The sequence below is a fragment of the Rhodococcus sp. ARC_M5 genome (assembly GCF_022810405.1).
GTDB lineage: Bacteria > Actinomycetota > Actinomycetes > Mycobacteriales > Mycobacteriaceae > Rhodococcoides > Rhodococcoides navarretei.
In genome coordinates, this window is the sequence record NZ_JALGQE010000004.1 from 143,801 (window position 1) to 166,655 (window position 22,855).

At 64.2% G+C, this 22,855-nt stretch carries 25 protein-coding genes; 14 read left to right on the top strand and 11 right to left on the bottom strand.

Features of this window, described 5'->3' with window-relative positions; all coding sequences use genetic code 11:
• Nucleotides 1–7: 7 nt before the first annotated feature.
• From MTX34_RS08220 to MTX34_RS08240, 5 genes are read right to left on the bottom strand one after another with little or no spacing between them, the layout of a single operon-like run.
• A complete protein-coding gene (locus MTX34_RS08220; protein ID WP_243609046.1) occupies nucleotides 8–964 on the bottom strand; it encodes an aldo/keto reductase in 957 nt (318 codons plus the stop codon).
• A complete protein-coding gene (locus MTX34_RS08225) occupies nucleotides 961–1,800 on the bottom strand; it encodes an ATP-binding cassette domain-containing protein (RefSeq protein ID WP_243609047.1) in 840 nt (279 codons plus the stop codon). The genes MTX34_RS08220 and MTX34_RS08225 overlap by 4 nt, the downstream gene beginning before the upstream one ends.
• Complete coding sequence (locus tag MTX34_RS08230) at nucleotides 1,797–2,621, bottom strand: ABC transporter ATP-binding protein (protein ID WP_243609048.1); 825 nt, start codon at nucleotides 2,619–2,621, stop codon at nucleotides 1,797–1,799. The genes MTX34_RS08225 and MTX34_RS08230 overlap by 4 nt, the downstream gene beginning before the upstream one ends.
• Nucleotides 2,622–2,624: 3 nt before the next feature.
• Nucleotides 2,625–3,563, bottom strand: a complete 939-nt coding sequence (locus MTX34_RS08235) for an ABC transporter permease (RefSeq protein ID WP_243609049.1) — start codon at nucleotides 3,561–3,563, stop codon at nucleotides 2,625–2,627.
• The gene (locus MTX34_RS08240) at nucleotides 3,563–4,495 is read right to left on the bottom strand and encodes an ABC transporter permease (RefSeq protein ID WP_308198505.1); all 933 of its coding nucleotides are present in this window, start codon (nucleotides 4,493–4,495) and stop codon (nucleotides 3,563–3,565) included. The genes MTX34_RS08235 and MTX34_RS08240 overlap by 1 nt, the downstream gene beginning before the upstream one ends.
• Nucleotides 4,496–4,823: 328 nt before the next feature.
• Here MTX34_RS08240 and MTX34_RS08245 point away from each other — a divergent pair, with 328 nt between their 5' ends.
• The 6 genes from MTX34_RS08245 (at nucleotide 4,824) to MTX34_RS08270 (ending at nucleotide 11,360) form a co-directional block, all read left to right on the top strand.
• A complete protein-coding gene (locus tag MTX34_RS08245; RefSeq protein WP_243609051.1) occupies nucleotides 4,824–6,401 on the top strand; it encodes an ABC transporter substrate-binding protein in 1,578 nt (525 codons plus the stop codon).
• 19 nt (nucleotides 6,402–6,420) lie between these two features.
• On the top strand, nucleotides 6,421–7,632 hold the full coding sequence (locus tag MTX34_RS08250; protein ID WP_243609052.1) for an exo-alpha-sialidase: 1,212 nt from the start codon (nucleotides 6,421–6,423) through the stop codon (nucleotides 7,630–7,632).
• On the top strand, nucleotides 7,629–8,321 hold the full coding sequence (locus tag MTX34_RS08255; protein WP_243609053.1) for an SDR family NAD(P)-dependent oxidoreductase: 693 nt from the start codon (nucleotides 7,629–7,631) through the stop codon (nucleotides 8,319–8,321). The genes MTX34_RS08250 and MTX34_RS08255 overlap by 4 nt, the downstream gene beginning before the upstream one ends.
• A gap of 73 nt (nucleotides 8,322–8,394) precedes the next feature.
• Nucleotides 8,395–9,576, top strand: a complete 1,182-nt coding sequence (locus MTX34_RS08260) for a four-carbon acid sugar kinase family protein (RefSeq protein WP_243609054.1) — start codon at nucleotides 8,395–8,397, stop codon at nucleotides 9,574–9,576.
• Nucleotides 9,573–10,586, top strand: a complete 1,014-nt coding sequence (gene pdxA / locus MTX34_RS08265) for a 4-hydroxythreonine-4-phosphate dehydrogenase PdxA (RefSeq protein WP_243609055.1) — start codon at nucleotides 9,573–9,575, stop codon at nucleotides 10,584–10,586. Before MTX34_RS08260 ends, pdxA begins: the two co-directional genes overlap by 4 nt.
• Nucleotides 10,587–10,598: 12 nt before the next feature.
• Nucleotides 10,599–11,360: a DeoR/GlpR family DNA-binding transcription regulator gene (locus MTX34_RS08270; protein ID WP_243597344.1), complete on the top strand. Its 762-nt coding sequence runs from the start codon at nucleotides 10,599–10,601 to the stop codon at nucleotides 11,358–11,360.
• 91 nt (nucleotides 11,361–11,451) lie between these two features.
• On the opposite strand, the gene MTX34_RS08275 is transcribed toward MTX34_RS08270, so the two are convergent.
• Nucleotides 11,452–12,678, bottom strand: a complete 1,227-nt coding sequence (locus tag MTX34_RS08275) for a GGDEF domain-containing protein (protein ID WP_243609056.1) — start codon at nucleotides 12,676–12,678, stop codon at nucleotides 11,452–11,454.
• A gap of 125 nt (nucleotides 12,679–12,803) precedes the next feature.
• Here MTX34_RS08275 and MTX34_RS08280 point away from each other — a divergent pair, with 125 nt between their 5' ends.
• The 5 genes from MTX34_RS08280 to MTX34_RS08300 all read left to right on the top strand — a co-directional run bounded on the left by MTX34_RS08280 (nucleotide 12,804) and on the right by MTX34_RS08300 (nucleotide 17,026).
• Nucleotides 12,804–14,009: an MFS transporter gene (locus MTX34_RS08280; protein ID WP_243609057.1), complete on the top strand. Its 1,206-nt coding sequence runs from the start codon at nucleotides 12,804–12,806 to the stop codon at nucleotides 14,007–14,009.
• Nucleotides 14,010–14,023: 14 nt separating this feature from the next.
• Nucleotides 14,024–14,380 carry a metalloregulator ArsR/SmtB family transcription factor gene (locus MTX34_RS08285; protein ID WP_032396178.1) on the top strand — a complete coding sequence of 119 codons (357 nt, stop codon included), beginning with the start codon at nucleotides 14,024–14,026 and terminating at the stop codon, nucleotides 14,378–14,380.
• Nucleotides 14,381–14,400: 20 nt separating this feature from the next.
• Entirely contained in the window at nucleotides 14,401–14,928 is a 528-nt protein-coding gene (locus MTX34_RS08290) for a copper resistance CopC family protein (RefSeq protein ID WP_243609058.1), read from the top strand.
• A gap of 35 nt (nucleotides 14,929–14,963) precedes the next feature.
• Nucleotides 14,964–15,695: a TetR/AcrR family transcriptional regulator gene (locus MTX34_RS08295; RefSeq protein ID WP_243609059.1), complete on the top strand. Its 732-nt coding sequence runs from the start codon at nucleotides 14,964–14,966 to the stop codon at nucleotides 15,693–15,695.
• A gap of 110 nt (nucleotides 15,696–15,805) precedes the next feature.
• Nucleotides 15,806–17,026: a Fic family protein gene (locus MTX34_RS08300; RefSeq protein ID WP_243609060.1), complete on the top strand. Its 1,221-nt coding sequence runs from the start codon at nucleotides 15,806–15,808 to the stop codon at nucleotides 17,024–17,026.
• On the opposite strand, the gene MTX34_RS08305 is transcribed toward MTX34_RS08300, so the two are convergent.
• The 4 genes from MTX34_RS08305 to MTX34_RS25695 all read right to left on the bottom strand — a co-directional run bounded on the left by MTX34_RS08305 (nucleotide 16,999) and on the right by MTX34_RS25695 (nucleotide 19,011).
• A complete protein-coding gene (locus MTX34_RS08305; RefSeq protein ID WP_243597350.1) occupies nucleotides 16,999–17,967 on the bottom strand; it encodes a diiron oxygenase in 969 nt (322 codons plus the stop codon). The genes MTX34_RS08300 and MTX34_RS08305 overlap by 28 nt on opposite strands.
• Nucleotides 17,968–18,209: 242 nt before the next feature.
• A complete protein-coding gene (locus MTX34_RS08310; protein WP_243597351.1) occupies nucleotides 18,210–18,527 on the bottom strand; it encodes a hypothetical protein in 318 nt (105 codons plus the stop codon).
• A gap of 100 nt (nucleotides 18,528–18,627) precedes the next feature.
• A complete protein-coding gene (locus MTX34_RS08315) occupies nucleotides 18,628–18,795 on the bottom strand; it encodes a hypothetical protein (RefSeq protein ID WP_243597352.1) in 168 nt (55 codons plus the stop codon).
• A gap of 93 nt (nucleotides 18,796–18,888) precedes the next feature.
• Nucleotides 18,889–19,011, bottom strand: coding sequence for a hypothetical protein (locus tag MTX34_RS25695; RefSeq protein WP_279393024.1), 123 nt, complete (start codon nucleotides 19,009–19,011; stop codon nucleotides 18,889–18,891).
• Nucleotides 19,012–19,053: 42 nt separating this feature from the next.
• Between MTX34_RS25695 and MTX34_RS08320 the strand changes: the two genes are divergently transcribed.
• Entirely contained in the window at nucleotides 19,054–19,935 is an 882-nt protein-coding gene (locus MTX34_RS08320) for a sensor domain-containing diguanylate cyclase (RefSeq protein WP_279393025.1), read from the top strand.
• Between the two features lie 95 nt (nucleotides 19,936–20,030).
• Complete coding sequence (locus MTX34_RS08325; protein WP_243597354.1) at nucleotides 20,031–20,672, top strand: bifunctional 2-polyprenyl-6-hydroxyphenol methylase/3-demethylubiquinol 3-O-methyltransferase UbiG; 642 nt, start codon at nucleotides 20,031–20,033, stop codon at nucleotides 20,670–20,672.
• Nucleotides 20,673–20,675: 3 nt separating this feature from the next.
• On the opposite strand, the gene MTX34_RS08330 is transcribed toward MTX34_RS08325, so the two are convergent.
• Nucleotides 20,676–21,704 carry an ABC transporter substrate-binding protein gene (locus MTX34_RS08330; RefSeq protein ID WP_243597355.1) on the bottom strand — a complete coding sequence of 343 codons (1,029 nt, stop codon included), beginning with the start codon at nucleotides 21,702–21,704 and terminating at the stop codon, nucleotides 20,676–20,678.
• Between the two features lie 177 nt (nucleotides 21,705–21,881).
• On the opposite strand from MTX34_RS08330, the gene MTX34_RS08335 reads away from it, so the two are divergent.
• The gene (locus MTX34_RS08335) at nucleotides 21,882–22,844 is read left to right on the top strand and encodes a 3,4-dioxygenase subunit beta (RefSeq protein ID WP_243597356.1); all 963 of its coding nucleotides are present in this window, start codon (nucleotides 21,882–21,884) and stop codon (nucleotides 22,842–22,844) included.
• The last annotated feature ends 11 nt before the right edge of the window (nucleotides 22,845–22,855 follow it).

Sequence of the window (22,855 nt, forward strand, 5' to 3'; positions counted from 1 at the left end):
AACCCCTTCAGCGGTTGTAGTTCGGCATCGGTCCACGGAGCGCGGCACCGACTTCGTCGCACGAGGCGACGACGTCCGCGTCCAGTGGCCCGCGGCCGAGAGCGGCGATGTTCGACTGGAGGTGCTCCACCTTGGAGCCACCCAGCAGCACCGGCCCGGTGGCGGGCTTGGATACCAGCCATCGTAGGGCGAGCTCGGTGAGCGGCATCCCGGCACCGTCGGCCACAGTGCCCAGCTGGGTGATGGCGTCGAATATCGCCGTGTTCCAGTATCGTTCGCGGTACATCGTGGCCAGGCGCGAGTCGCCGAACCGACCGTCGGTGGGTTCGCTTCCCGCCGAATGCTTTCCGGTGAGCAGTCCGCCGCCAAGTGGGTTGTAGACCATGGTGGTCAGTCCCGTCGACGCCGCGAACTCGACGTACTCCTCCTCGATCCTGCGGGCGAGCAGGTTGTAGAGCTGCTGCGCGACGATCGGCCGCGGGGCACCCACCTCGTCAGCGACGCGGTTGATCTCCCCGATTTGCCAGGCCGCGAAGTTCGAGACGCCGAGGGCCCTGATCTTTCCTTCCGCCACCAACTCGCCCACTACTGCGAGAGTGTCGACCAGAGGAGTCGCGCGATCGGGTTGGTGCAGGTAGAACAGGTCGACGTAGTCGGTGTTCAACCGCGTGAGACTGGCATCGACGCTGAGCCGCAACCCTTTCGGAGACAGAGGACTGTTGTCGCCTGCGTCGGGATGAGGCATGCCCGCTTTGGTTGCCAGGGTCACTCGGTCGCGACGGGTTGCGAGCAGGGCGGCGAGGATCCGCTCGGATTCCCCGCCTGCGTAGCCGTTGGCCGTGTCGATGTGGCTGATTCCCGCGTCGAGCGCGGCGTCGAGCATCTTGGCGGCACCGGATTCGTCGACGGTGTCACCGAACGTCATGGTCCCGAGAACGAGGGGAGAAATGTCGAGCGATGTCATGCGGAGACTCCTGCCGGGGTTTTCGTGAGCCGCGAAACGACATGTCGCGGTTTGATTCCTGTCATGGCTGCGGGGTCCAGAGCCGCTGCGCGCAGGGCCCGAGTGTACGGCTCCTTGGGTCGCGCGAGCACTTCCTCGGTCTCGCCGCCTTCGACCACGCGGCCCTTCGACATTACGATGACCGTCTCGCTGATCTCGCGGACGACACCGAGGTTGTGCGAGATGAAAACGTAGGTCAATCCGGTCTGCTGTTGAATTTCGCGCAGCAGCTCGAGCACCTGCGCCTGCACGGACACATCCAGTGCGCTGGTGGCCTCGTCGCACACCAGGATCTCCGGTCCCGACGCGAGAGCACGGGCGATGCCGATTCGTTGGCGCTGTCCACCGGAGAACTCCGCCGGTCTACGCCCGAGGGCTGTGGTCGGCAGACCGACTCGGTCGATGAGTTCGGCGGCCTTCTTCGCGCGCTCGGACTTACTGCGAATACCTCTGAGCCGTAGCGGCTCTCCGACGATGTCGACAGCCGTCAGGTGCGGATCGAGTGATCCGTAGGGATCCTGGAACACCATCTGCACACGAGAACGGAACGGCCGCAGTGCTTTCTCGGACATCCGCGCGATGTCGGTGCCGTCGACGACGATGCGTCCCGAGGTGGGAGTGAGCAACCGCACGATGGACTTGGCGATGGTGGATTTGCCGCAACCGGATTCACCGACGATGGCGATGGTCTTGCCCTTGTCCACCGAGAAGCTCACCGTGTCGACCGCGCGGAATGTGCCGGCGGCAACCGGGTATTCGACGACGAGGTCCTCGACCGACAGAAGTGGTGCACTCATACCGTGGCCTCGACCTTCTCGACTGCTTCGTTCCACGGTCCCAGTTGCGGGATCGCGTCGAGCAAGTTCTTCGTGTACGGATTCTTCGGAGCATTGACGAGCTCTTCGGCACCACCGTTCTCGACGAACACGCCACTCTTCATCACGTAGATGCGATCGGACATCAAGCGCGCGACGCCGAGGTCGTGGGTGATGACGAGCAGTCCGATTCCGGTGCGCTCCTGCAGTTCCAGAAGCAGGTCGAGGATGCTGGCCTGCACGGTGACGTCGAGGGCGCTGGTCGGCTCGTCGGCAACGATCAGTTCGGGGCCTGCCGCGAGTGCGCCTGCGATGAGAACACGTTGAAGCATGCCGCCCGAGAGCTGATGCGGGTACTTGTTCAACTGGCCTGCGGGATCGGGGATACGGACCTGTTCGAGCAGTTCGATGCATCGCGCGGTCTGCGCGGATCGGCCGGTGACGCCGCTGTGCCGGACCGCTTCTCGCAGCTGGCTACCGATGGTGTGCACCGGACTCAGTGCCGTCATCGGATCCTGCGGGATGAGCGCGATGTGCTTACCGCGAATGCCGCACAGCTCCTTGTCGTTTCCGAGTATCTCGGTGTCCTTGAACGTCACGGACCCGGAGAGCACCGCCAGATCGCCGGGGAGCAGGCCGAGGATGCCCATCGCTGTCGTGGACTTGCCGGACCCGGATTCACCGATGATGGTGACAGTTTCACCTGCCTCGATGCAGAAGGACACGCCGTCGACGGCCCTGATGAGGCCTTTGTCGGTGACCAACTCGATCTGCAGTTCGTCGACCTTCAGTAGGTTGCCCATGACTCAGGCACGCCCTTTCTCTTTGGAGCGGGAGAACATTCGTCGCAGACTCGATCCGGCCGGACGGTCGCGCAGGCCGTCACCGAGCAGGTTGACACCGACCACCAGCAGCACGATGACCAGGCCGGGCAGGGTGACGAGCCACCACGAGGTGGTGATGTAGTCCTGGCCGTCGGAGATGATGCGTCCCCAAGTGGCGAACGGACGTTGCGGTCCGGCACCGAGGTAGCTCAGTGCACTTTCGAGCAGCACGGCCTGTGCGAGGAGCAGCAACACGACCAGTGATGCCTGCTTGATGATGTTGGGGACCACGTGGCGCAGCAGGATCGCGATGCGTCCGAGCCCGAGTACGCGGGCAGCGGCGATGTATGGCTTCTCGCGTTCGACCAGGACGAGTGATCGTGTCAGACGGGCGATCTCGGGCCACTGGGCGATGGCGATGACGAACGTGATGACCGGGATCGACGGGCCGAACAGTGCGACGACGAGGAGCAACATCATCAGCAGCGGCAGGGACAGTTGCGCTTCGAGCAATCGGGAGACGACGGCGTCGACCCAGCCGCCGAAGAAGCCGGCGAGCGATCCGAGGGTGAGTCCGATGAGGCCCGAGACGATGACGGCGAGGATTCCGACGGTGAGCGAGACCTGCCCGCCGTAGAGCACGCGGGCCAGGAGGTCGCGGCCGAGCTGATCGGTTCCGAAGAGATGCCCGTCGGTCAACGGTGCGAGTCGCCGTTGGGCGAGATCGGTGGCGTCGGGCGAGGCGAGTGGCAGGACGCGAGCGAAGGCGACCGGAAGGATCACGGCCAGCGCGCACACGGTGCCGATCCAGATCTTGACGCGGCTGTCTCGTCTCCTGCGCGTGGCACCGGCCGAGGCGAAGTCCTTGGTGGTGACGGCGCTGGGACGTGCTGTGTCCGAGGGCTTGTCGACGACTGTCATCAGCTTGCTGCCTTCCCGAGGCGGACGCGGGGGTCGAGGAGTGGGTAGCAGAGGTCGACGGCCAATTGCACGAGGACGGCGAGCACTGCGGTGACCAGAACCGTTGCTTGGATCAACGGGTAGTCGCGGGTTTCGAGGGCGCGTACCACCAGCGAGCCGACGCCGGGCCAGGCGAAGACCACCTCGACCACGACGACGCCGTTGAGCATCGAGGCAAATCGAGTGCCGAGCGCGGTGACGACCGGGATCGAGGAGTTACGCAGCGCGTACCGCCAGGTGATCTCTCGTTCGGTGACGCCCCTCGAGCGAGCGACGGTGACATAGGGCGAGGCGTACGCGTTGACCATCTCGCGTCGCACCATGCGGGAGATGAGGGCGATCTGCAGGATGGCCACGGTGACCGCGGGCAGGATGAGCGACGACCAACTGGTGAAGCCGGCAGCTGGGAGCACCGGAACCAGAACGGCGAAGAAGGTCAACAGCATCAGGCCGGTCCAGAAGTCCGGCATCGACTGGCCTGCGATGGTGACGACGTTCGCACCAAGCTCACGGCGGGTGTCGGCGCGACGGGCCATCCAGATGCCAAGGGGAATCGACACCACGGTCGTCAGCAGAATTGCCGCGAAGGCCAGCGTGATCGTGTACGGGATGCGTTGCAGGACGACGTCGAGCGCGGGTGCCTGGAACGAGTACGAGGTACCGAGGTCCAGGGTGAACAGGCCCTTCAGATACAGCGCGTACTGGGTGAAGATCGACTGGTCGAGGCCCAGGTTGGTGCGGATCTGCGCCAGGTCCTCGGTGCTGGCCAGCGGGCCCGCCATCGAGTAGGCCGGGTCACCCGGGGCCATCCGGATCAACACGAAGACCGTGGTGAGCGTCAAGAAGATGGTGAGCACGCTCTGCCCGAGCCGTCGCACCACGTAGCGAGCCATCGGCGCGGTGAGGAACGCGGGCAGCTTGGAGCTGGTGGCGGACGTGGCCGCGGGCACGCTGGGTGGACTGGCGGTGAGCTGGGTCATCGCCCCACCTGCGCTGCTGATATTGCCTGGGTCATCGTCGACCTTTCGATAACACTGCCTCGTTGTAACTCAGCTCACAATGGCACCGATGCGCGGTTTGCGCAACCTTGAATATTTTTCTGCGCACTTCATGCATTTCGTAGTACAGTCACCCTGTGTCCACGATCACTTTCGTCGACGGAGGTCCGCGAGACCTGAACCGACATCCACATTTCGATGTGTCAGTCACGAGAGGTCAATGATGACCGAAAGCTTTGTCAACCAGCGCTTTTCACGGCGGTCACTGTTCCGGTCGAGTCTGATTCTCGGCGCGGGACTGACCCTCGGTGGCGCGATGACTGCATGCGCGACGCCCACCGGCCGGCCCGGACCGGACACCGTCAGCCTGGCGATGAATCGATCGATGGTGAGCCTGGACAACAAGCTCCTCCAGTTCGACGCGGCCTTGACCGTGCAGCGCGCAGTCCGCGAGGCGCTGACCACTATCACTCCGTCACTGAAGGTACAGCTCGTCCTGGCCGACAGCTTCGAGCTCGTCGCGCCGACGCGGTGGCTGGTGCATCTACGTCCCGGTGTCACCTACTCCGACGGCAGGCCGGTTCGGGTCGAGGACGTCGACACCGCACTGCGCATGTACAGCCAGGTCACCGGTTCGTTCGTCGGCACGTTCTTCCCCGAGTGGCCGACGGTCGGCAAGATCGACGACTCGACGTTCACGCTCGACACCGAGCGGCCCATCCCCGTGCTCGACTACTTGATGTCGAACATTCTGATCACCCCTGCCGAGGACAATGTTCCCGAGGATCTGCAGGATGGCGTCGGCACCGGCCCGTTCGTGGTGACCTCGTCCGATCGCGGCACCGGTAACTATTCGCTGGCGAGAAACCAAAGCTATTGGGGAACTGCGGCATCGGCCGAGTCGGTCAGCGTTCGGTTCGTACCCGACGAATCCAACCGCGTCGTCTCCCTGCGCAGCGGCGAGGTCGACGTCATCGATGCCATCACTCCCGATGCGGCGGATCAGCTCGCCGGCCTGGCCGGTGTCACCGTCGAACGCACCGACGGAGTCCGGCTCAATCAGCTCTTCTACAACTTCCGCAAGCCGGCCGGGCATCCCCTGGCCGATCCTCGCGTCCGAAGAGCACTGAGCTATGCCATCAACGGCAATGCACTGATCGACCAGGTGATGCAGGGCGCGGCAACTCCGTCACGCGGTGTCGTACCGGGCATTCTGGCCGGAGCCATCGAGACCGGCGAGTACGTCTACGACCCACAGCGGGCCAGGCAGGAACTCGAGGCGCTCGGTGTTCGCGATCTGGAAGTCAAGATCATCTGGGAGACCGGTGAATTCGCGGCCGATACCGACATCATGGAGTCGGTGCTGCAGATGCTCTCGGCCGTCGGTGTTCGGGCGACGCTGCAGCAGTTCGAGCCGGGCGGCGACATCGCGACCTGGCGTCAGGGCAAGGCAGGCGACTGGGACATCCTCGGCAACGGTTACCCCAGCCCCACCGGCCTGGCCGTGACCATCATGCAGGGCATGTACGCGGGCACCGCCGCCAAGGAAGAGACCCGAGACACCTACCACGGGTACATCTTTCCCGAGATCGCGTCCCTCATCGCCAAAGCATCCGAGGACGCCGACGCCACCACTCGAAACGAGACACTCGCCCAGGCCCAGCGTCAGATCTGGGAGACCTGGCCGTGCCTGTGGTCGTTCGTGCCCAAGACCGTCATCGCTCGGCGCAACCGCATCGCCGGAATCGACCTGCGCCCCACGAACTCCTACGACATGGCTGCGGTCACGCTCTCCTCCTGAGCAGAAAAGAAGGTAGAACATGAGCAACACCAGCTTCCTCACACCGGGCGATCTTCTCGCCGACGGTGCTGTGCGAGAGACCGCCGAGCCGGGGCGCTCCGACGCATTCCTGCCTGCCCCTCAGGTGCAGAACCACGCGGCCAACCTGGCGATCCTGCCCGACGGCGCGTTGGCGTGCGTGTGGTTCGCGGGCACGCAGGAGGGTGTTCCCGACATCAGCGTGTGGTTCTCCCGCCTCGAGGCCGGGGAACAGCATTGGAGTGCTCCCGTCCAGCTGTCCGACGATCCGACGCGCTCGGAGCAGAATCCTGTTCTGTTCGTCCGTGATTCGGGCGACGTGTGGTTGCTGTGGACCTCGCAGCATGCAGGCAACCAGGACACCGCGCGGGTGCTGCGTCGCATCTCCCCCGACGGTGGGCTCACGTGGGGTGAGGCGCACGTGTTGCTTCCCGAGACCGATGCGGGCGGCGTCTTCGTGCGTCAGCCCGTCGTTCGACTCGACTCGGGGCGCCTACTGCTGCCGGTGTTCCACTGCGTCAAGATCGACGGCCGCAAATGGGTCGGCGATCGCGACTACAGCGGTGCCATGATCTCCGACGACGACGGCACGACGTGGCGCGAAGTGGTGGTGCCGAACAGCATCGGCTGCGTTCATATGAACATTGTGGTGCAGCAGGACGGTTCGCTCGTCGCTCTGTACCGCAGTCGGTGGGCGGATCACATCTACCGCAGCGTCTCCACCGACGACGGAGACTCCTGGAGCGCCCCGGTCCCCACCGAACTCCCGAACAACAACTCGTCCGTTCAGGTCGTCGCCCGCGCCGACGGAACACTGGCCCTGGTCTACAACCAGTCGTCGGCGCTGGACGCCACCGCACGACGCGTCTCACTGTACGACGAGATCGACGACGACGGCTTGGCCGACGGCACCGATGCCGCCGAGTCTCCCCTCGACGACGGTGACGCCCGCGCGGCATTCTGGGGAGCGCCCAGAGCGCCGATGACACTGGCCATCTCGTCCGACGGCGGGCTGACGTGGCCCGTCCGGCGGGATCTCGATGTCGGCGACGGCTACTGCCTGACCAACAATTCTCGGGACGGCTCCAACCGCGAGTTCTCGTACCCGTCGATCGTCGAGGGTTCCGACGGTCGACTTCATATCGCGTACACCTACTTTCGGCAGGCGATCAAGTACGTCCAACTCGACTCGGACCGGGTCGTCGGCGCATGAGTTCGACGCCGCACGCCGTGGTCACCGGAGTCAGCAGCGGAATCGGGGCATCGATCGCGCGGACGCTGTCCGATCGTGGCTGGCACGTCACCGGATTGAGTCGGACCCGTCCTGAACAGGGTTTCGATGACGGCGGACCGCATCGCTGGATCGGCGTCGATCTCGCCGATACCCAGGCCGTCTCCGATCTCGTCGACGAGCTCCCCGATCCGCACTCGATCGTCCATGCTGCAGGAGTGCAGCGGTCGGGCCGGCTCGGGACTCTCGATCCTGCCCACAGTGAGCAGATGTGGCGGATACATGTCGCGGCCGCCGAAGTTCTGGTCGACGGGTTGGCCTCGCGCATGGCCGACGGCGGCCGGGTGGTGTTGATCGGTAGCAGGACGATGACCGGAGTGGCGGGCAAGAGTCAGTACGTGGCCACCAAGTCGGCGTTGGTTGGCATGGCGCGGTCGTGGGCCATGGAGTTGGTGAGCCGCGGAATCACCGTCAACGTGGTGGCTCCCGGTCCGACGGACACTCCGATGCTGCACGATCCGGGGCGGGTCGCGACCCCGCCGATCACCCCTCCGCTCGGGCATTTCATCGACCCCGACGAGGTTGCCGAGACCGTCGCGTTTCTGCTGTCGCCGCACGGACGCAGCATCACCGGCCAGACCATCGTCCAGTGCGGCGGAACATCGCTATGACAATAATGCGTGAAACACGCAATAATGTTACCTTTAGGTGCGCACATAGCGCAGATATGGACGGTGAGGCACGATGAGCAGCACGCAGCGCCCCCGCATCCTGATACTCGCGGACGATCTGTCGGGAGCCGCCGAAACTGCAGCACTGTTTCTCGATCGTGACGTCACCCTCGGCATCGACATCGGTGCAGTTCACGGCGACAGCGACGTGCGTGTGGTCGATCTCGGCACCCGTGTCATGTCCGGCCCCGAGGCCGCCGACCGGGTGCACGCTGCGGTGCGCGATCTTTCACCCCAAGTTCGGGTGATCAAGAAGATCGATTCGATGCTGCGCGGCAACATCGCCGCCGAGGTCGAGAGTCTGCTGAACACCGGACCGATCGTCTTCGCCGCCGGCCTTCCTGCCCTCGGCCGCACCGTCGAGAACGGTGTGCCCCACATCGACGGGGTGCCCCTCAATCTGAGCGACCGATGGGCACTGGAGACAACCGAGGCCCCCGCCTCGATAGCCGACCTGTTCGGCCACGTTCGCACGACCTCCGTCGCACTGGAGGACGGCATAGACGGGCTCACCGCTGCAGTCGATTCCGGCGCGGTGGCAGTGTTCGACGTGCGGTCGGACGCGGACCTCGACGCCATCGTCGATCTGTCGGCACTCCTTCCCGGCGTCCGCCTCGTCGGCACCGCGGCGCTGGCTGCCGCGGTCGCCAGAACACTGCGGCCGAACGAGCTCGGCTCCCTTCCCATCGAACCCGTACCCACTCTCGTCGTGGTCGGCACCGCAGAAGCTGTTGCTGCACAGCAGGTATCGGAGCTGGAGCGCTCCGGTGCCACGCACGTCCGGATCCATGTGGACCACTTGCTGGCCGGCACAGACCCCACTCCGGTGCGCAACGCCGTCGACGGTGGGGCGGCGATCCTGACAGTAACCGGCCCTGTCGATCCCGCTCGCTCGAGCGCGATCGCGACCGCGTTGGCCGAGTTGGTCGCCCTGGCAATTAGTAATAAGACCGTGGGACTCGTCCTCACCGGAGGCGAAACCGCACGCCGCGTGCTCGACGCCCTGGGCGTCAACACTCTTCATCCGATTACCGAAATCCATCACGGCGCAGTCGTGTCCCGCACGGCTGCAGGCGGATACGTTGCCACTCGGCCCGGCAGCTTCGGTGGACCGGACAGTCTCGTCGCGATGACCGCGTACCTGCGAGGCGTCGAAAGCACACCTTCTTTCTCTAACAGTGAGGCATTGGCATGACTACAACACTTCAGCCCTACATCGCGGTCACCATGGGCGACGGCGCCGGGATCGGTCCCGAGGTGATCGTGCCCGCCATGATCGACCCCGCTACCCTCGAGCGGTGCAAGCCGGTCGTGATCGGCGACGCGTCACGGCTGCGACTGGCAGCGCAGGTGCTCGGCACCGACGTGGAGATTGTCACCGTCGAGCGTGTCGAGGACGCCGAGTTCACACCGGGTCGGATCAACGTCATCGACCTCGATCTGCTCCCTGCGGACCTCCAGTGGGGCGAGCTGTCCGCTGCTGCGGGCGATGCCGCATTCCACTACATCCGTGTCGCAAGCGAACTCGCCGTGCGCGGTGAGGTCCAGGCGATCTGCACCGCACCGCTGAACAAGGAAGCGCTGCACGCGGCCGGGCACATCTTTCCCGGGCACACCGAGCTGTTGGCACACCTGACCGGCACCGAGGAAGTGTCGATGATGCTCTCGACGCCCAAGCTCAAGGTCATTCACGTGACCACGCATATCGGGTTGCTCGACGCGGTCGCCAAGATCGAGCCCGGATTGGTCGAGCGCACCATTCGGCGCGGGCACGAGGCTCTGGTGCGCTCCGGCACCGCTCAACCGAAAATCGGTGTCTGCGGCATCAACCCTCATGCGGGCGAGAACGGCTTGTTCGGCTACGGCGAGGAGGATCTCAAGATCGTCCCGGCCGTCGAGAAGTTGAAGGCCGAGGGTATCGACGCTGTCGGTCCGCTGCCCGCCGACACCGCCTTCTTCCTGGCCGGCCGAGGAGACTACGACCTCATCGTGGCCATGTACCACGACCAGGGCCACGGACCGGTCAAAGTGCTCGGAATCGAGGCGGGAGTCAACATCACGGTCGGCCTGCCGGTGATCCGCACGTCCGTCGATCACGGCACCGCATTCGATATCGCAGGCAAGGGCATTGCCGAGGCCGGTAGCATGATCGAAGCTCTGCGGCAGGCTGCCGAATTGGCCACCAGCCCAGCGCTACTGAGCTGACGGGGGTGGGTGGTGCGAGTATCGGAAGCCCGACGCGGTGAGATAGTGCGCCTGGCCAAGTCCGGTGGACTCACCAGCGTCGAGGAGTTGTCGGCGTTGTTCAAGGTGACCGCCTCGACCATCCGACGCGATCTCGACCACCTCACCAAACAGGGGCTGCTGGCCCGTACCTACGGCGGCGCCATTGCCATCGGCGGCCGACACGAGGCGTCGGTGAAGCAGCGGTCCCTCGAGGGATACGACGCCAAGCGGCTCATCGCAGCAAAGGCCGCCGAGTACATCCAGCCCGGTGAGACGGTTCTGTTGGACGCCGGCACCACAGTCGGCGCAATGGCGGAGTTCCTGCGCGAAGCGGTGGATCTCACCGTCATCGCCGCGGGGTTGACTGCGCTCGAAGCACTCGTCGACGCCGACGAGGTACACGTGGAATGCATAGGCGGGACCTTGCGCCACGTGAGCCAGGGATTCGTCGGTCCACTTGCCGAGGCATCCCTGCGGCGGGTCTCGTTCGATCGAGCGTTCCTGGGAGCCGATGCCGTCACCGCCGACTTCGGTATCTGCGAGGCGGGTTACGAGCAAACCCAGCTCAAGGAGTTGATGATGGAGCGCGCAGTGCAGACCTACATCCTGGCGCACTCGGCCAAACTCGGCCAGAAGCCCTTCCACGCCTGGGCTCCTATCCCGCCGGGCACCACTCTCATCACCGATTCCGAAGCAACTCGGGCCCAGATCGACGCCTTCGAAGGTAAAGGCATCGAGGTCGTCATCGCGTAGAGGTCACTGCGCATGCCCGCTCCCCCCAACCCGGCGAATCAATGCGACTCTGTTGCACTCCGACCGACTGAATCCCACATTGATCCGGATCTCAGGCCCGCTTGGACGAATACATTCGCTCGTCTGCGATTCGTAACATCTGGTCCGGGTCAGTGGTCGGCTCCCAACTCCATCCGACGCTGACCGATACCGGGACGTCAGTGCCGTCGATGTCGTAGGGGCCGGCAAGGAAGCCTCGTACTCGGTCTGCGAGGCGTTCGACTCCGTCGGCCGATCTGGCCGACAGCAGTAGAGCGACAAATTCGTCCCCTCCGATGCGGCAGGCAACATCGGCTGCGCGCACGTTGTCGAGAACGCGACGTCCGATGGCGGCGAGTACGCGATCGCCCACTGCATGACCGAAGCGATCGTTGATGGATTTGAAGTCGTCGACGTCGACGAACAACATTCCTACCGGCCGATCGCTGGACTTTTCCTTGAGACTGTTCAGCTCGGCCATCAAGCGTCGACGATTTCCCAGCAAGGTGAGGTCGTCGATCAGCGCCTGGCGTTCGAGTGTCATCTCGGCGTCTTTGCGCGCGGTGATGTCCTGGATCTGCGCGATGACCACGTCACCGGCCTCGGCGTCGCGCACCAGGGTGGCGTTGCGCTGCACCCAGATGGTGGCACCGTCCTTGCGGAGATATCGCTTCTCCGACGCGACGTTGGTCAGAGTTCCATCGGCCAACCCCCGTAGATGCTCGTCCGCGAGGGGAATGTCGTCCGGGTGGGTGAGATCGCGAAAGGTCTTCTGCTGCAGCTCTTCCGAGGTGTACCCCAACAGCTCGCACAGCGCCTTGTTCACCTGCAGCCAGCGGCCGTCCACGGTCAGGACGGCTTTGCCGATCGGGGCGTTCTCCATGGCGATCTGAAACAACCGCACAGCGCGGTCGCGCTGTCGTTCCGCTTCGGCGCGGGCACTGACATCGACGGCCATCACGGTGAACCCGAGGACGGTAGCGTCGACGACATCGGGGACGTAGGTGGTCTGAGTGACGCGCACAGCACCGTTGACATCGATGAGCGTGCGATCGAACTGCTGCTGCTCGCCGGCGAGGACGCCGGTGATGTACGGCAGGTTCAACTGATACAGCGCCTCGCCGAGCAGTTCACTGATGTGCTTACCGACCAGATCCCGCGGATCGATTCCGAAATAGTCCGCATACACCCGGTTGGCGAAGACGTTCCGGAGCGAGCTGTCCCAGTACCCGATCATCGACGGCAATCGATCGACAGCTCGATGCATCACCTCGTTCGACGTGTTGCGAGTTACCGCCATGAATCACCCCACTTGCAATGCCGACTGCTGAACGATACCGAAGTATCTCGCGTTTCGACCGCGTGAGGCCCAAATCCATCCAGGTTATGAGTGCGCACTTGCGCACACGTGTGTATGTTGAAGCCATGCTGCTCGACAATGTCGCTTTTCGACGACTCTTCACCGCACAGGTCGTCGCGTTGCTGGGCACCGGACTGTTGACGGTCGCGCTGGGGTTGCTTGCCTACGACATCGCCGGCAGCGCCGCCGGGGCCGTGCTCGGCACCGCCCTCGCAATCAAGATGATCGCGTATGTGTTTGTCGCTCCGGTCGTTTCGTCGTTGACGAGCACGCTCCCCCGCAAGCTCGTTCTCGTCACCGCTGACGTCGTGCGGGCACTCACCGCGCTGGCGCTGCCCTTCGTCGATCAGGTGTGGCAGGTCTACGTCCTGATATTCGTTCTGCAGGCAGCATCGGCCACCTTCACCCCCACCTTCCAAGCCGTCATCCCGACGATCGTCCCGGACACACAGCAGTACACCCGCGCACTGACGCTCTCCAGGCTCGCCTACGACCTCGAATCCCTGGTCAGCCCTCTGATCGCCGCAGCTCTGTTGACGGTCATCGGCTTCCACACGTTGTTCGTCGGTACAGCTCTGGGGTTCGTCGTCTCCGCGGTGATGGTGGTCGGCACCGCCCTACCGCGACACGTCGCAACCAAAATCCAGAGACCGACAACAGGCATCGCGACGTTCGTCAGAAATCCTGAACTGCAGGGACTGCTCGCGCTGAACACGGTGGTCGCCGCAGCGACGGCGCTCGTGGTGGTCAACACCGTGGTCTACGTCCGCGATCTGTTCGGCGGATCGAGCAGCCAGCTGGCAATCGCTCTCGGTTTCTACGGCTGCGGTTCCATGGTCGCAGCACTGTTCATCCCGCGCGTACTCAGAGCTACGACCGATCACATCCTCATGCTCACCGGAGCCGTCGTGGCCGTGACAGGCACGGCCGCAGCAACATTGGTGGCAACCCTGCACGGAGGATCGGCCGGGTGGGTTGCACTGGCCACCACGTGGGCGGTCCTGGGCATCGGGACGTCGATGATCAACACACCGTCGGCGAGAATCCTGCGTCGTGAATCCGACGAGAGCACCCGGAACTCGATCTTCACCGCGCAGTTCTCGCTGTCGCACGCGGCATTTCTGCTCACCTATCCGGTAGCGGGATGGGTCGGCGCACAGTTCGGACTGTTCACCGCGGCGCTGGTGCTCACGGGCTTGGCTACACTTGCGGCACTGTCCGCAGCACGCCTGTGGAGTCGCACCCGAATGTCGGTGGTCGCCTCCGCGTAGGGAGACGACGTTCGATGCCACCGAAGAAGGAACCGCGCATCAGTCTCGACCATGCCGTCGAACCGGACTCCGCACGCCTGGCCACTGCAAGCGACACCTTTCGGATGCTGTCCGATCCCACCCGGCTCCACATCCTCTGGCTGCTCGACCGCGGCCCAGCGGACGTCAGCGCACTCACCACGGCCACCGGAACCTCGCGCACCGCCGTCAGTCAGCATCTGGCCAAGCTCCGCTTCACCGGACTCGTCGAGACCCGACGCGACGGCCGCAACGTCATCTACCGCCTGGCCGACGGTCACCTCGCCCGACTCGTGCGCGAGGGTCTGAACTTCGCCGACCACAAGGTCACCGGCGAACCCCCGCACGAATAACCCAACCGAGAAAGCATCCGATGAAACGCCTGGCCCTGATCGCCGCCACCATCCTCACCGCGACGGCATTGTCGATCGCCCCGGCATCGGCGCATGCAACTCTGCAGTCCAGCAACCCCGCCGAAAATGCTGTGCTCGACGCCGCGCCGGACGCGGTGACCTTGACGTTCAATCAGAACGTGCAGTCGAACTTCGCCACCGTCACCGTCGTCGGGTCCGACCAAAGCCAATGGGCGGCATCGGAACCCGTCGTCGACGGCAGCACGGTGACCGTCGATCTCGACGGACTCGGCGCGGCAGGCGAGTACACCATCGGCTATCGAGTGGTCTCGGCCGACGGGCATCCGATCACCGGCAGCATTCCGTTCCAGCTGACCCAGGGCACGTCCACCCCGCCGGCGACAGACCTCGACTTCACCAACGAGGCCCTACCGCCCGCTCCCCAGCCAGAAGAAGACAACGGCTTCCCACTCTGGCCCATCGGGGCGCTCGTGGCCGTGGTCGGAGCAGCAGGTGTGCTGTTCGCGCTGCGTAAACGCACCCATTGACGGCCTCGACCAGTGCGGACGTGAGACCATGCAGCATGAGCGACGGTGGGTCACGCCCCAAGGCCGATGGCCGTAAGCGGCGTTGGGAACAGCACAACACCGATCGTCGACGTCATATCATCGGTGCCGCCATGACTGTGCTGGCTCGCGATATCGCTCCCGGTGAGCGTCTCACCACTGCTCAAATTTCCGCCGAAGCCGGGGTGCATCGCACTGGTTTGTACCGGCATTTCAACGATCGCACCGATCTCGACACCACCATTCAGCGGGCCATCTGCTCGGAGTTGACGGCCACATTGGTCACCTCGTTCGAGTTGACCGGCACTCCTCGCGATGTGGTGCATCGGGTGGTGAGCACGTATGTGCGCTGGGTGGCCGAGCATCCCGCGTGGACGCGGTTCGTCGAGCAGGACGTCAGCGATCAGTCGCCGACGCCACTCGAAGAGACCAATGCTCTACTCGCCGAACAACTCGAAGTCAGCGTCGCCGGATTCCTCGCTCTGGTGCACGCGGATCTCACGGCAGACGACTGGTCGCTGGTGCGGCCGTGGGTAGCCGGGTTGGTCTCGTATTGCATGGGCGCGGTCCGCAGTTGGAGCGGGCAGACCGAATCACGCACCGGCCTCGATCATTTCGCCACGTTCCTGGCCGACACCATCTGGCTGCAGGTGAAAGGCCTTGGCGCATCCCGTGGGATCGCGATCCCGCAGGTGCCCCTGGAGAGCGTCGTCGACGAGACTCAGCCGAACGACGGCTCACTGCAGTAGCCCCGAAAGCGTCGGAAAACGCGACCATTCGCCCACATAGAATACTTTCGGAGTATCAAAGTATACTTGAGTCCGAACTAGTCACGTTTTCTGGCGATCGGGAGGCAGCAATGATCTGGTCGCCACACCGCGTCGAGTCGCGGGCATGGAAGCCCAGTCGGCGTCAAGGTTCGCGGGCCGATCGCACGCTGCAACACATCGAAGTGTCCATTCCGCCCATGATCGGCGAAGCGCACTGCGATGTGTCCGGCTCGGTTGCCATGGCTCACGAAGAGGCGATCATTGCTGTCGCACGACTGGAGGCGGGTTTCGGCGAGCACCTCGCTCCTCTGTCCGACTTTCTACTCCGAAGCGAGTCTGTCGCCTCGTCGAAGATCGAGCACATCGACGCCGGCTGGCGAGCGTTCGGCAAGGCGTTCGCGGGAGGTAAATCCAACGCGGAGGCCAAATCTCAACTTGCGGCCGTGCATGCGTTGGCGGCGATGGTCGACGCCGCCGGCAAAGGTCCGATTACAGGCGACAGTCTTGCAACCGCGCACAGATTGTTGATGGCACCGGATTTCTACACCGCGCGCGATTCGGGCACCGTTCGCGACGTGCAGAACTGGATCGGGGGCAGCGATTACACCCCGATCGACGCCCTGTACGTGCCACCTCCGCCGGAATTCGTCCCCGAATCGATGACGGATCTGCTCATATTTGCGAATCGAACAGACTTGCCCATACTCGCTCAGGCCGCGATCGCGCACGCCCAGTTCGAGTCCATCCACCCGTTCACCGACGGCAACGGCCGCATCGGCCGAGCTCTGATCAGCGCGATCCTGCGTCGACGCGGGTTGACCGGACGGGTGACAGTCCCTCTGGCGTCGGTGATGCTCGCGGACACAGGCCGCTACTTCGACAGACTGACCGACTACCGCGCCGGCGGCGCAGATGGATTCGTGGAGTACGTCGCGCACGCGGCAACAGTGTCCAGCTACGCCGCCCAGGACTCGGCCAAGGCCTTGGCCGACCTTCCCGAACACTGGCGCGCCACTGCGCGACCTCGTGCCAGTTCGGCGGACGCAAAGATAATCGACGCTCTGCTCGACATCCCGATCCTGAACGCGGACACGGCCGGCCAGATCACCGGCACTACCGATGCGAGCACCTATCGCGCCCTTGCTCGGCTGACCGAGGCAGGCGTGCTCGAGGTACTGACAGCCAGCAAGCGCAACCAGATCTGGGCTGCCACTGCTGTGCTGGCCGAACTCGACGCACTCAGCCTCACCATCGGCAAACGCTCGATCCCCCAACGATCAGCTCAGCCGAACGACGGCTCACTGCGGTAGCGCGAAGGCCGTCCGTCGATACCGAGAGCGCGCCACACTCGCTTCGATACTCGGTTCATCAGTCCCAGTTCACCGGCGAGCATGCGAACGTCACCGAAGGTGTCGCGCAATGCCTTTCGCGAGGAGTCGCTATCCCACCAGACGGCGTCCACAACCTCGTCGGGGATGTCGAGCTCGCGTCGCATCTGCTTGCTCGGCTTCATGATCACATCGCACAACAATCGCATGATGACGGGCGTCAGGATCGAGATCGACGCCTTCTCGAAGGGGCCGAGCCGCGGGGCCTTGTGCTCGAGATACTGGTGCGCGAAGCCGATGTGACGGGCTTCCTCGGCGATGTGGATCTGCATCACGCGCTGGACCAAGGGGTGCCCGACGCTACCGGCGCGCAGAACGCCCTTCTGCATGTGGTCGATCGGCTCTTCTCCTGCGAGGACACCGACGAAGAATCCGAACGGTGCCGATCGGGCGGCGAACACCGTGAGCACGGGCACGATCTTGCGGAACCATGCGGGCCCACCCGGCACGTCGATGCCGATGCGGTTCACCAGTTCCTGGAACATCTGGGTGTGGTGGCACTCTTCGGTTGCCTCGTGAGTCGAGTACCGGAATTCGGGTGAATCGTTCGGGAGCGTGAGGGCGTACTGCATGAGCCCGCTGATGAGGATCTGCTCGAACTGCAGTCCGACCTTGACCATGCTGGCCTGGCGATACATACCGATGTGAATCTGCCGGTCCAGGGGAAGTGACTTGTACCAGTCGGTGTGGCCGAGCGGGTCCGCATCCGGGAGCACCCAGCGCGGATCGTTGGGAACGATCGCGTACTCGGGTTCGTCCCAGGGGATGTCGAGGAAAGCGTCGAAGTGCTGATGCACCGAAGCCGTCGACAGTGCATGCAGCCTGTCTCGGTAGAGCGATCGTGCGTCGTCGACTGCAGTCATGATGGTCCTTCCGCCCGCGTCCGAACAATATGTACGAAGAATGTGTACGCAACACAGCGTCACACATAAAACCGGTTAGTGCAACGGACCGTCGCAGATATCTGAGAAATCTGCTTCGAAACGACGAAACCGGTCGACCGCAGTGCGGTCGACCGGCCTCGCGAACCCAGTTCAGCGCTGTCGCACGTGAACAGAAATTCGTAGCAGACTACGAAGTTCCGCTCACGTGCGACGACGTCGCTCTACAGCACCATCGCCAGGAAGCCCACGCCGATGACGATGCCGATTACTCCGGTGCCGATGGCCAGCGCCGCGTCGGAGCGTTCGGCACGCTCCCCGGCCAGGTCGGGGGTTCGATCGGCCCACAGCGCAGAGGCGACGGCGATCAGACCTGCCGCGATACCGAGGCCCGCGGCCCAGAACGAGACGATCGACAGCGCACCGAACATCACGGCGTATTCGGTCACCTGAGCTCGGGTGCGAATGTGCCGATTCCACCACTTCGGTGGCATGTCGTCGTCCGAGTCACGGGCATCGAAGCGGGGAGAGGTGACGGTCACTGTGGGCTCCTTTCGGCTAAGAGTGTGCCTCCATTTTGGCACTCGCCGGTCGAGAGTGCCAATCCCCTGGACGAGGGCGATGGGCGCGTCCGCGGAAAAATCAGCCCCACAGAAGCCGCTGCCCCACAGACGCTTTCGTCGGCCCCAGATCGAAGGTCGCAGCGTCGGGCATCAAGTATGGGACGAGTATCCGCATCGCGTAGTCACGGTGCTCGAGCAGAACCTCGAGATATGTGCCCGACGCCTCCTCGCCGGTCACGTCGGACACGATGGCAAAGGACCGCGCATCCCCTGAGACGGCGCGCAGATCGTGAACGAGTCGCTCGCATATCGACCTGTTCGTCGATCCGCCTCCCTCCGACTACTGCCCCGCGAGCACCCGCTGCCGGCCGGAGCAGTCGTTGACGACGGCCACCGGCTGAAGTCCCCAGTTCTCGGTGATTCGCTCGGCCGCGATGTCGACACACACGTCTGCCGGCGACACTTCCCGCAACGGTCGGCGGGACCGACCTGAACTAGACTCTCGATGCAGGAAGGGGAGAGAGCGGGTCGTTGCGTCGTGGAGGAACAACGGTACCGGCGCATGTTCGCCTCCAGCCCCGTGGCGCAGGCTCTCTCCGACGCCGACGGATTGTTCGTCGAAGTCAATGCCGCCTACTGCGAACTCGTGGGCTTGCCTTCCTCTGAACTGATTGGTCGATCCGCGACGGTGCACACTCACCCGGACGACCTCGCACTCCACGGCAGCGTCGAGGATCTGATGGCCGCGGGGGTGGCCGCGGAAAGATCCGTGAAGGTCGAGGTGCGGGTCGTTCGCCCGAACGACGAGATTCGCTGGGTTCTGCTGACTCTGGTTCCTTTCACCGGTCCGGCCGATGCCGAATGGACGCTCGCCGCCGCTCTCGATATCACCGAACGAAAGGAAGTCGAGGACGGCATCCTGCTCGCGTCTCGAACCGATCAACTGACCGGAGCGCTCAATCGTCGCGGCTGGTCGGACTACGCGGTGTCCGTCGTCGACGACAACTCGGTCGACACAGTCGTCGCGGTTCTCGATCTGGACCATTTCAAACAGTTCAACGACACCTTCGGCCACGCTGCCGGCGACAAGTTGCTCCGCGACTTCGCGTCGACGGCCCGCGACTGCATCGGCGTCGACGGACTCCTCGCACGTTGGGGCGGAGAGGAATTCGTGATCACTCTGCGCAACTGCGATCGTCGCGAAGCTCTTCGATCACTCGAGAAACTGGCAGCCGCCACCCGGCCATCGGGTGTCACGTTCTCGGCCGGATACACACTCCAGCGACCGAACGAAGGTCTTCGCCACACACTCGACAGAGCCGACGCTCTGATGTTCCAGGCGAAGCGCGCAGGCCGCAATCGAATGGTCACCGACGCACCGCACTGACACAGTTCAAATTTGCCGATACTGCAAAAATACTTGCCGCAACCATGCCGCGCTGCCACTCTGGCATCTGCAACGCCACCGCGAAAGGCCATGGAATGACGCATACATTCGACAAGGATTATTGGGAGCACCATTGGGATGACAGAACATCCCATACCGTCGCAGCGAATCCGTATCTCGTGGAGGAGACAGCCGGATCGACGCCCGGTACCGCGCTGGACGCAGGCTGCGGTGCGGGAGCGGAAGCGATCTGGCTCGCCGAACGGGGTTGGCGGGTCACCGGTGCCGACATCTCGGCCGCAGCCCTCACCACCGCCGCACAGCAGGCACAACATGCAGGAGTCGACGTCACCTGGATCGAAGCCGACCTGACGTCATGGGATCCAGCAGAACAATGGGATCTGGTCATGACCCACTACGCGCATCCGTCGATTCCGCAGTTGGAGTTCTACCGACACATCGCGCAGTGGGTGGCGCCGGGCGGTTCGCTACTCATCGTCGGGCACCTGCACGATGGCGCGCAACATGATTCACACGAGGGCACGCCGCCGCACGAGGCCACCGTCACCGCGAAAGATATCACCGCCCTGTTCGACGCCTCCTCGTGGCGCATCGACACCGCAACCGAGCGTTCCAGGACCGTCGGCGGTACAGGTCTGCACTCGAAGACGTTGCGTGACGCGGTGGTTCGCGTCACCCGGGTGGCACCCGCCGGGACGAAGCCCGCTCCTCGGTAGCCCTCAGCCGGCGTTGCTGACAGCGGCGGCCAGTCCTTCGACCAGAGTCGGCAGGAAGTACGGAATCGACAGTGCCGTCGGGCCCACTGCCGCTCCGGCTTCCTGCCCGACGAATCCTGCCACTGCACCCGCGGCAACCGCCGGAATCTGGCGCGAGACAGACGAATCCAGGAACTGCTGCAAGGCATCGTCGGTGTCGACCTGAGTGAACACCACATCGGCGTCGATCTTCGAGATGTTCTCCGCCGAGACCGTGGTCGAGTAGGTGGCATCGTCGGTCGCGAGGTCGGTCACCGAGGCAGGCGAGACGAAGCCGAGATTCTCGAGCAGCTCCACCCGTGGGTCCGACGGCAACAGCAGGTAGTAGACATCCGCAGCCTCGGACACGTAAGCAATTGTGCGGCCCTCGAATTCGGGATGCGCAGCACCTGCGTCCTGAACCTGACGATCGAGATCGGCAACAAGATCACGTGCCCTGTCCTGCACGCCCAGAACATCTCCGGTGGTGGTGATGACATCGCGCCACGGCGTCGACCACAGCTCCTCGGGCGGGGCGATGACAGGTACGCCGGCAGCGGTCACCGCGTCGTATTCCGCCTGCGTCAGGCCGGAGTGCGGAGCAAGCAGTACATCGGGATCGGCGGCGAGCACCTTCTCGACCGTCAGCGCATCGGTGACGTTGTCGAGCAGAATCGGTGCCGGCTCGCCGCTCGCGTCGATCGCATCGGAGATCCACGGGTAGGTCAGATCATCACCTCCGCCGTATTCGGCCGAGGGCATGGCCACGGGTACGACGCCGAGCGCGAGTACCGCGTCCGTGGTGCCGAATCCCCATGTCGCAACCCGCTCGGGCACGGCGTCGAGCGTCGTCTCGCCGTACATGTGCGGCACGGTCAGCGGGAACGAGCCGGTGGACGACTCTGCGGCCGGAGTCTCGGCACTATCGGAAGTGCTGCAGCCGACCACTGCGATGGATGCGGCGGCCATAGCGGTGAACACTGCAGCGAAGCGGGTGGTTACACGAAGAGTCATCACGGTCCTGTGGGTTGGCGGCATTGCCACTGAGGTTAGCCTTAGCTACACCCTCATGGAAATCCAGCCCCACCGCTCACAGCAACCTCGCAGCGAGGGTTCAGCGTCCTCACCGGAACACCCCAGAGTATTGGCACTACCGAAACGAACCGATGCCATCTCAGAGGAGAACCCACGATGACCCCAATCCCAGAGCCCACCAACACTTCTGCCGGACCCACCTACGAGGGACGCCTGCTCGATCGCCCCACCGAGGAGGTCGTCGACCAGGGTGCCGGGTTCGACATCACCACCCTGATCACCCGCCGCCGCGTGCTGAGCATCGTCGGCGCAGGGGCCGGAGCGGTGGCACTGGCCGCCTGCTCCTCCACATCGAGTTCCGGAAGCGTCACCACCACAACAGCTTCCATGACGGCGAGCGCAACGACCGAGATTCCACAGGAGACCAACGGCCCCTACCCGGCCGACGGCTCCAACGGCGTCAACATTCTCGAAGAGTCGGGGATCGTGCGCAGCGACATCACCTCGAGCCTCGACGGCGGCACCACGGTCGACGGCACACCGCTCTCGTTCACCTTCAGTCTCACCGACATGGCGAACGACAATCGACCGTTCGAGGGTGCGGCCGTATACCTGTGGCAGTGCGATGCGGACGGCCAGTACTCGATGTACTCCGAGGGCGTCGAGGACGAGACGTACCTGCGTGGCATTCAGGCTGCCGGTGCCGACGGCACAGTCACATTCGAGACCATCGTCCCCGGCTGCTATTCCGGTCGCTGGACCCACATGCACTTCGAGGTCTACCCCGACGCGGCGTCGGCGACCAACGTGGACAATGCCATTGCCACCTCGCAGGTCGCGTTCCCTCAGGACATGCTCGACGCGATCTATCAACTCGACACCTACCCGAACTCGGCGCAGAACCTCGCCCAGCTCGGCAGCCTCGACAACGACAACGTGTTCGGCGACGGCTACGACCTCGAGATGGGGACGTTCTCGGGCGACCCCACATCCGGCTACGTCGGATCGTTGGCCGTGGCCATCGACACCGCCACCGAACCCGCTGCAGGAGGCGGCGGAGCACCCGGCGGAGGTGGCGGTCAGCCTCCGATGGGCGGCGGCACTCCCTCCACCAACTGATCCCTCTCACC

What these genes read in the sequence shown, in the direction of transcription:
- MTX34_RS08330 (WP_243597355.1), bottom strand. Translation starts at nt 21,704, where the DNA reads ATGACTCTTCGTGTAACCACCCGCTTCGCTGCAGTGTTCACCGCTATG.
- MTX34_RS08245 (WP_243609051.1), top strand. Translation starts at nt 4,824, where the DNA reads ATGACCGAAAGCTTTGTCAACCAGCGCTTTTCACGGCGGTCACTGTTC.
- MTX34_RS08250 (WP_243609052.1), top strand. Translation starts at nt 6,421, where the DNA reads ATGAGCAACACCAGCTTCCTCACACCGGGCGATCTTCTCGCCGACGGT.
- MTX34_RS08285 (WP_032396178.1), top strand. Translation starts at nt 14,024, where the DNA reads ATGCCACCGAAGAAGGAACCGCGCATCAGTCTCGACCATGCCGTCGAA.
- MTX34_RS08240 (WP_308198505.1), bottom strand. Translation starts at nt 4,495, where the DNA reads ATGGCTCGCTACGTGGTGCGACGGCTCGGGCAGAGCGTGCTCACCATC.
- MTX34_RS08320 (WP_279393025.1), top strand. Translation starts at nt 19,054, where the DNA reads ATGCAGGAAGGGGAGAGAGCGGGTCGTTGCGTCGTGGAGGAACAACGG.
- MTX34_RS08275 (WP_243609056.1), bottom strand. Translation starts at nt 12,678, where the DNA reads ATGGCGGTAACTCGCAACACGTCGAACGAGGTGATGCATCGAGCTGTC.
- MTX34_RS08260 (WP_243609054.1), top strand. Translation starts at nt 8,395, where the DNA reads ATGAGCAGCACGCAGCGCCCCCGCATCCTGATACTCGCGGACGATCTG.
- MTX34_RS08225 (WP_243609047.1), bottom strand. Translation starts at nt 1,800, where the DNA reads ATGAGTGCACCACTTCTGTCGGTCGAGGACCTCGTCGTCGAATACCCG.
- MTX34_RS08335 (WP_243597356.1), top strand. Translation starts at nt 21,882, where the DNA reads ATGACCCCAATCCCAGAGCCCACCAACACTTCTGCCGGACCCACCTAC.
- MTX34_RS08290 (WP_243609058.1), top strand. Translation starts at nt 14,401, where the DNA reads ATGAAACGCCTGGCCCTGATCGCCGCCACCATCCTCACCGCGACGGCA.
- MTX34_RS08305 (WP_243597350.1), bottom strand. Translation starts at nt 17,967, where the DNA reads ATGACTGCAGTCGACGACGCACGATCGCTCTACCGAGACAGGCTGCAT.
- pdxA (WP_243609055.1), top strand. Translation starts at nt 9,573, where the DNA reads ATGACTACAACACTTCAGCCCTACATCGCGGTCACCATGGGCGACGGC.
- MTX34_RS08295 (WP_243609059.1), top strand. Translation starts at nt 14,964, where the DNA reads ATGAGCGACGGTGGGTCACGCCCCAAGGCCGATGGCCGTAAGCGGCGT.
- MTX34_RS08235 (WP_243609049.1), bottom strand. Translation starts at nt 3,563, where the DNA reads ATGACAGTCGTCGACAAGCCCTCGGACACAGCACGTCCCAGCGCCGTC.
- MTX34_RS08280 (WP_243609057.1), top strand. Translation starts at nt 12,804, where the DNA reads ATGCTGCTCGACAATGTCGCTTTTCGACGACTCTTCACCGCACAGGTC.
- MTX34_RS08255 (WP_243609053.1), top strand. Translation starts at nt 7,629, where the DNA reads ATGAGTTCGACGCCGCACGCCGTGGTCACCGGAGTCAGCAGCGGAATC.
- MTX34_RS08220 (WP_243609046.1), bottom strand. Translation starts at nt 964, where the DNA reads ATGACATCGCTCGACATTTCTCCCCTCGTTCTCGGGACCATGACGTTC.
- MTX34_RS08300 (WP_243609060.1), top strand. Translation starts at nt 15,806, where the DNA reads ATGATCTGGTCGCCACACCGCGTCGAGTCGCGGGCATGGAAGCCCAGT.
- MTX34_RS08325 (WP_243597354.1), top strand. Translation starts at nt 20,031, where the DNA reads ATGACGCATACATTCGACAAGGATTATTGGGAGCACCATTGGGATGAC.
- MTX34_RS08230 (WP_243609048.1), bottom strand. Translation starts at nt 2,621, where the DNA reads ATGGGCAACCTACTGAAGGTCGACGAACTGCAGATCGAGTTGGTCACC.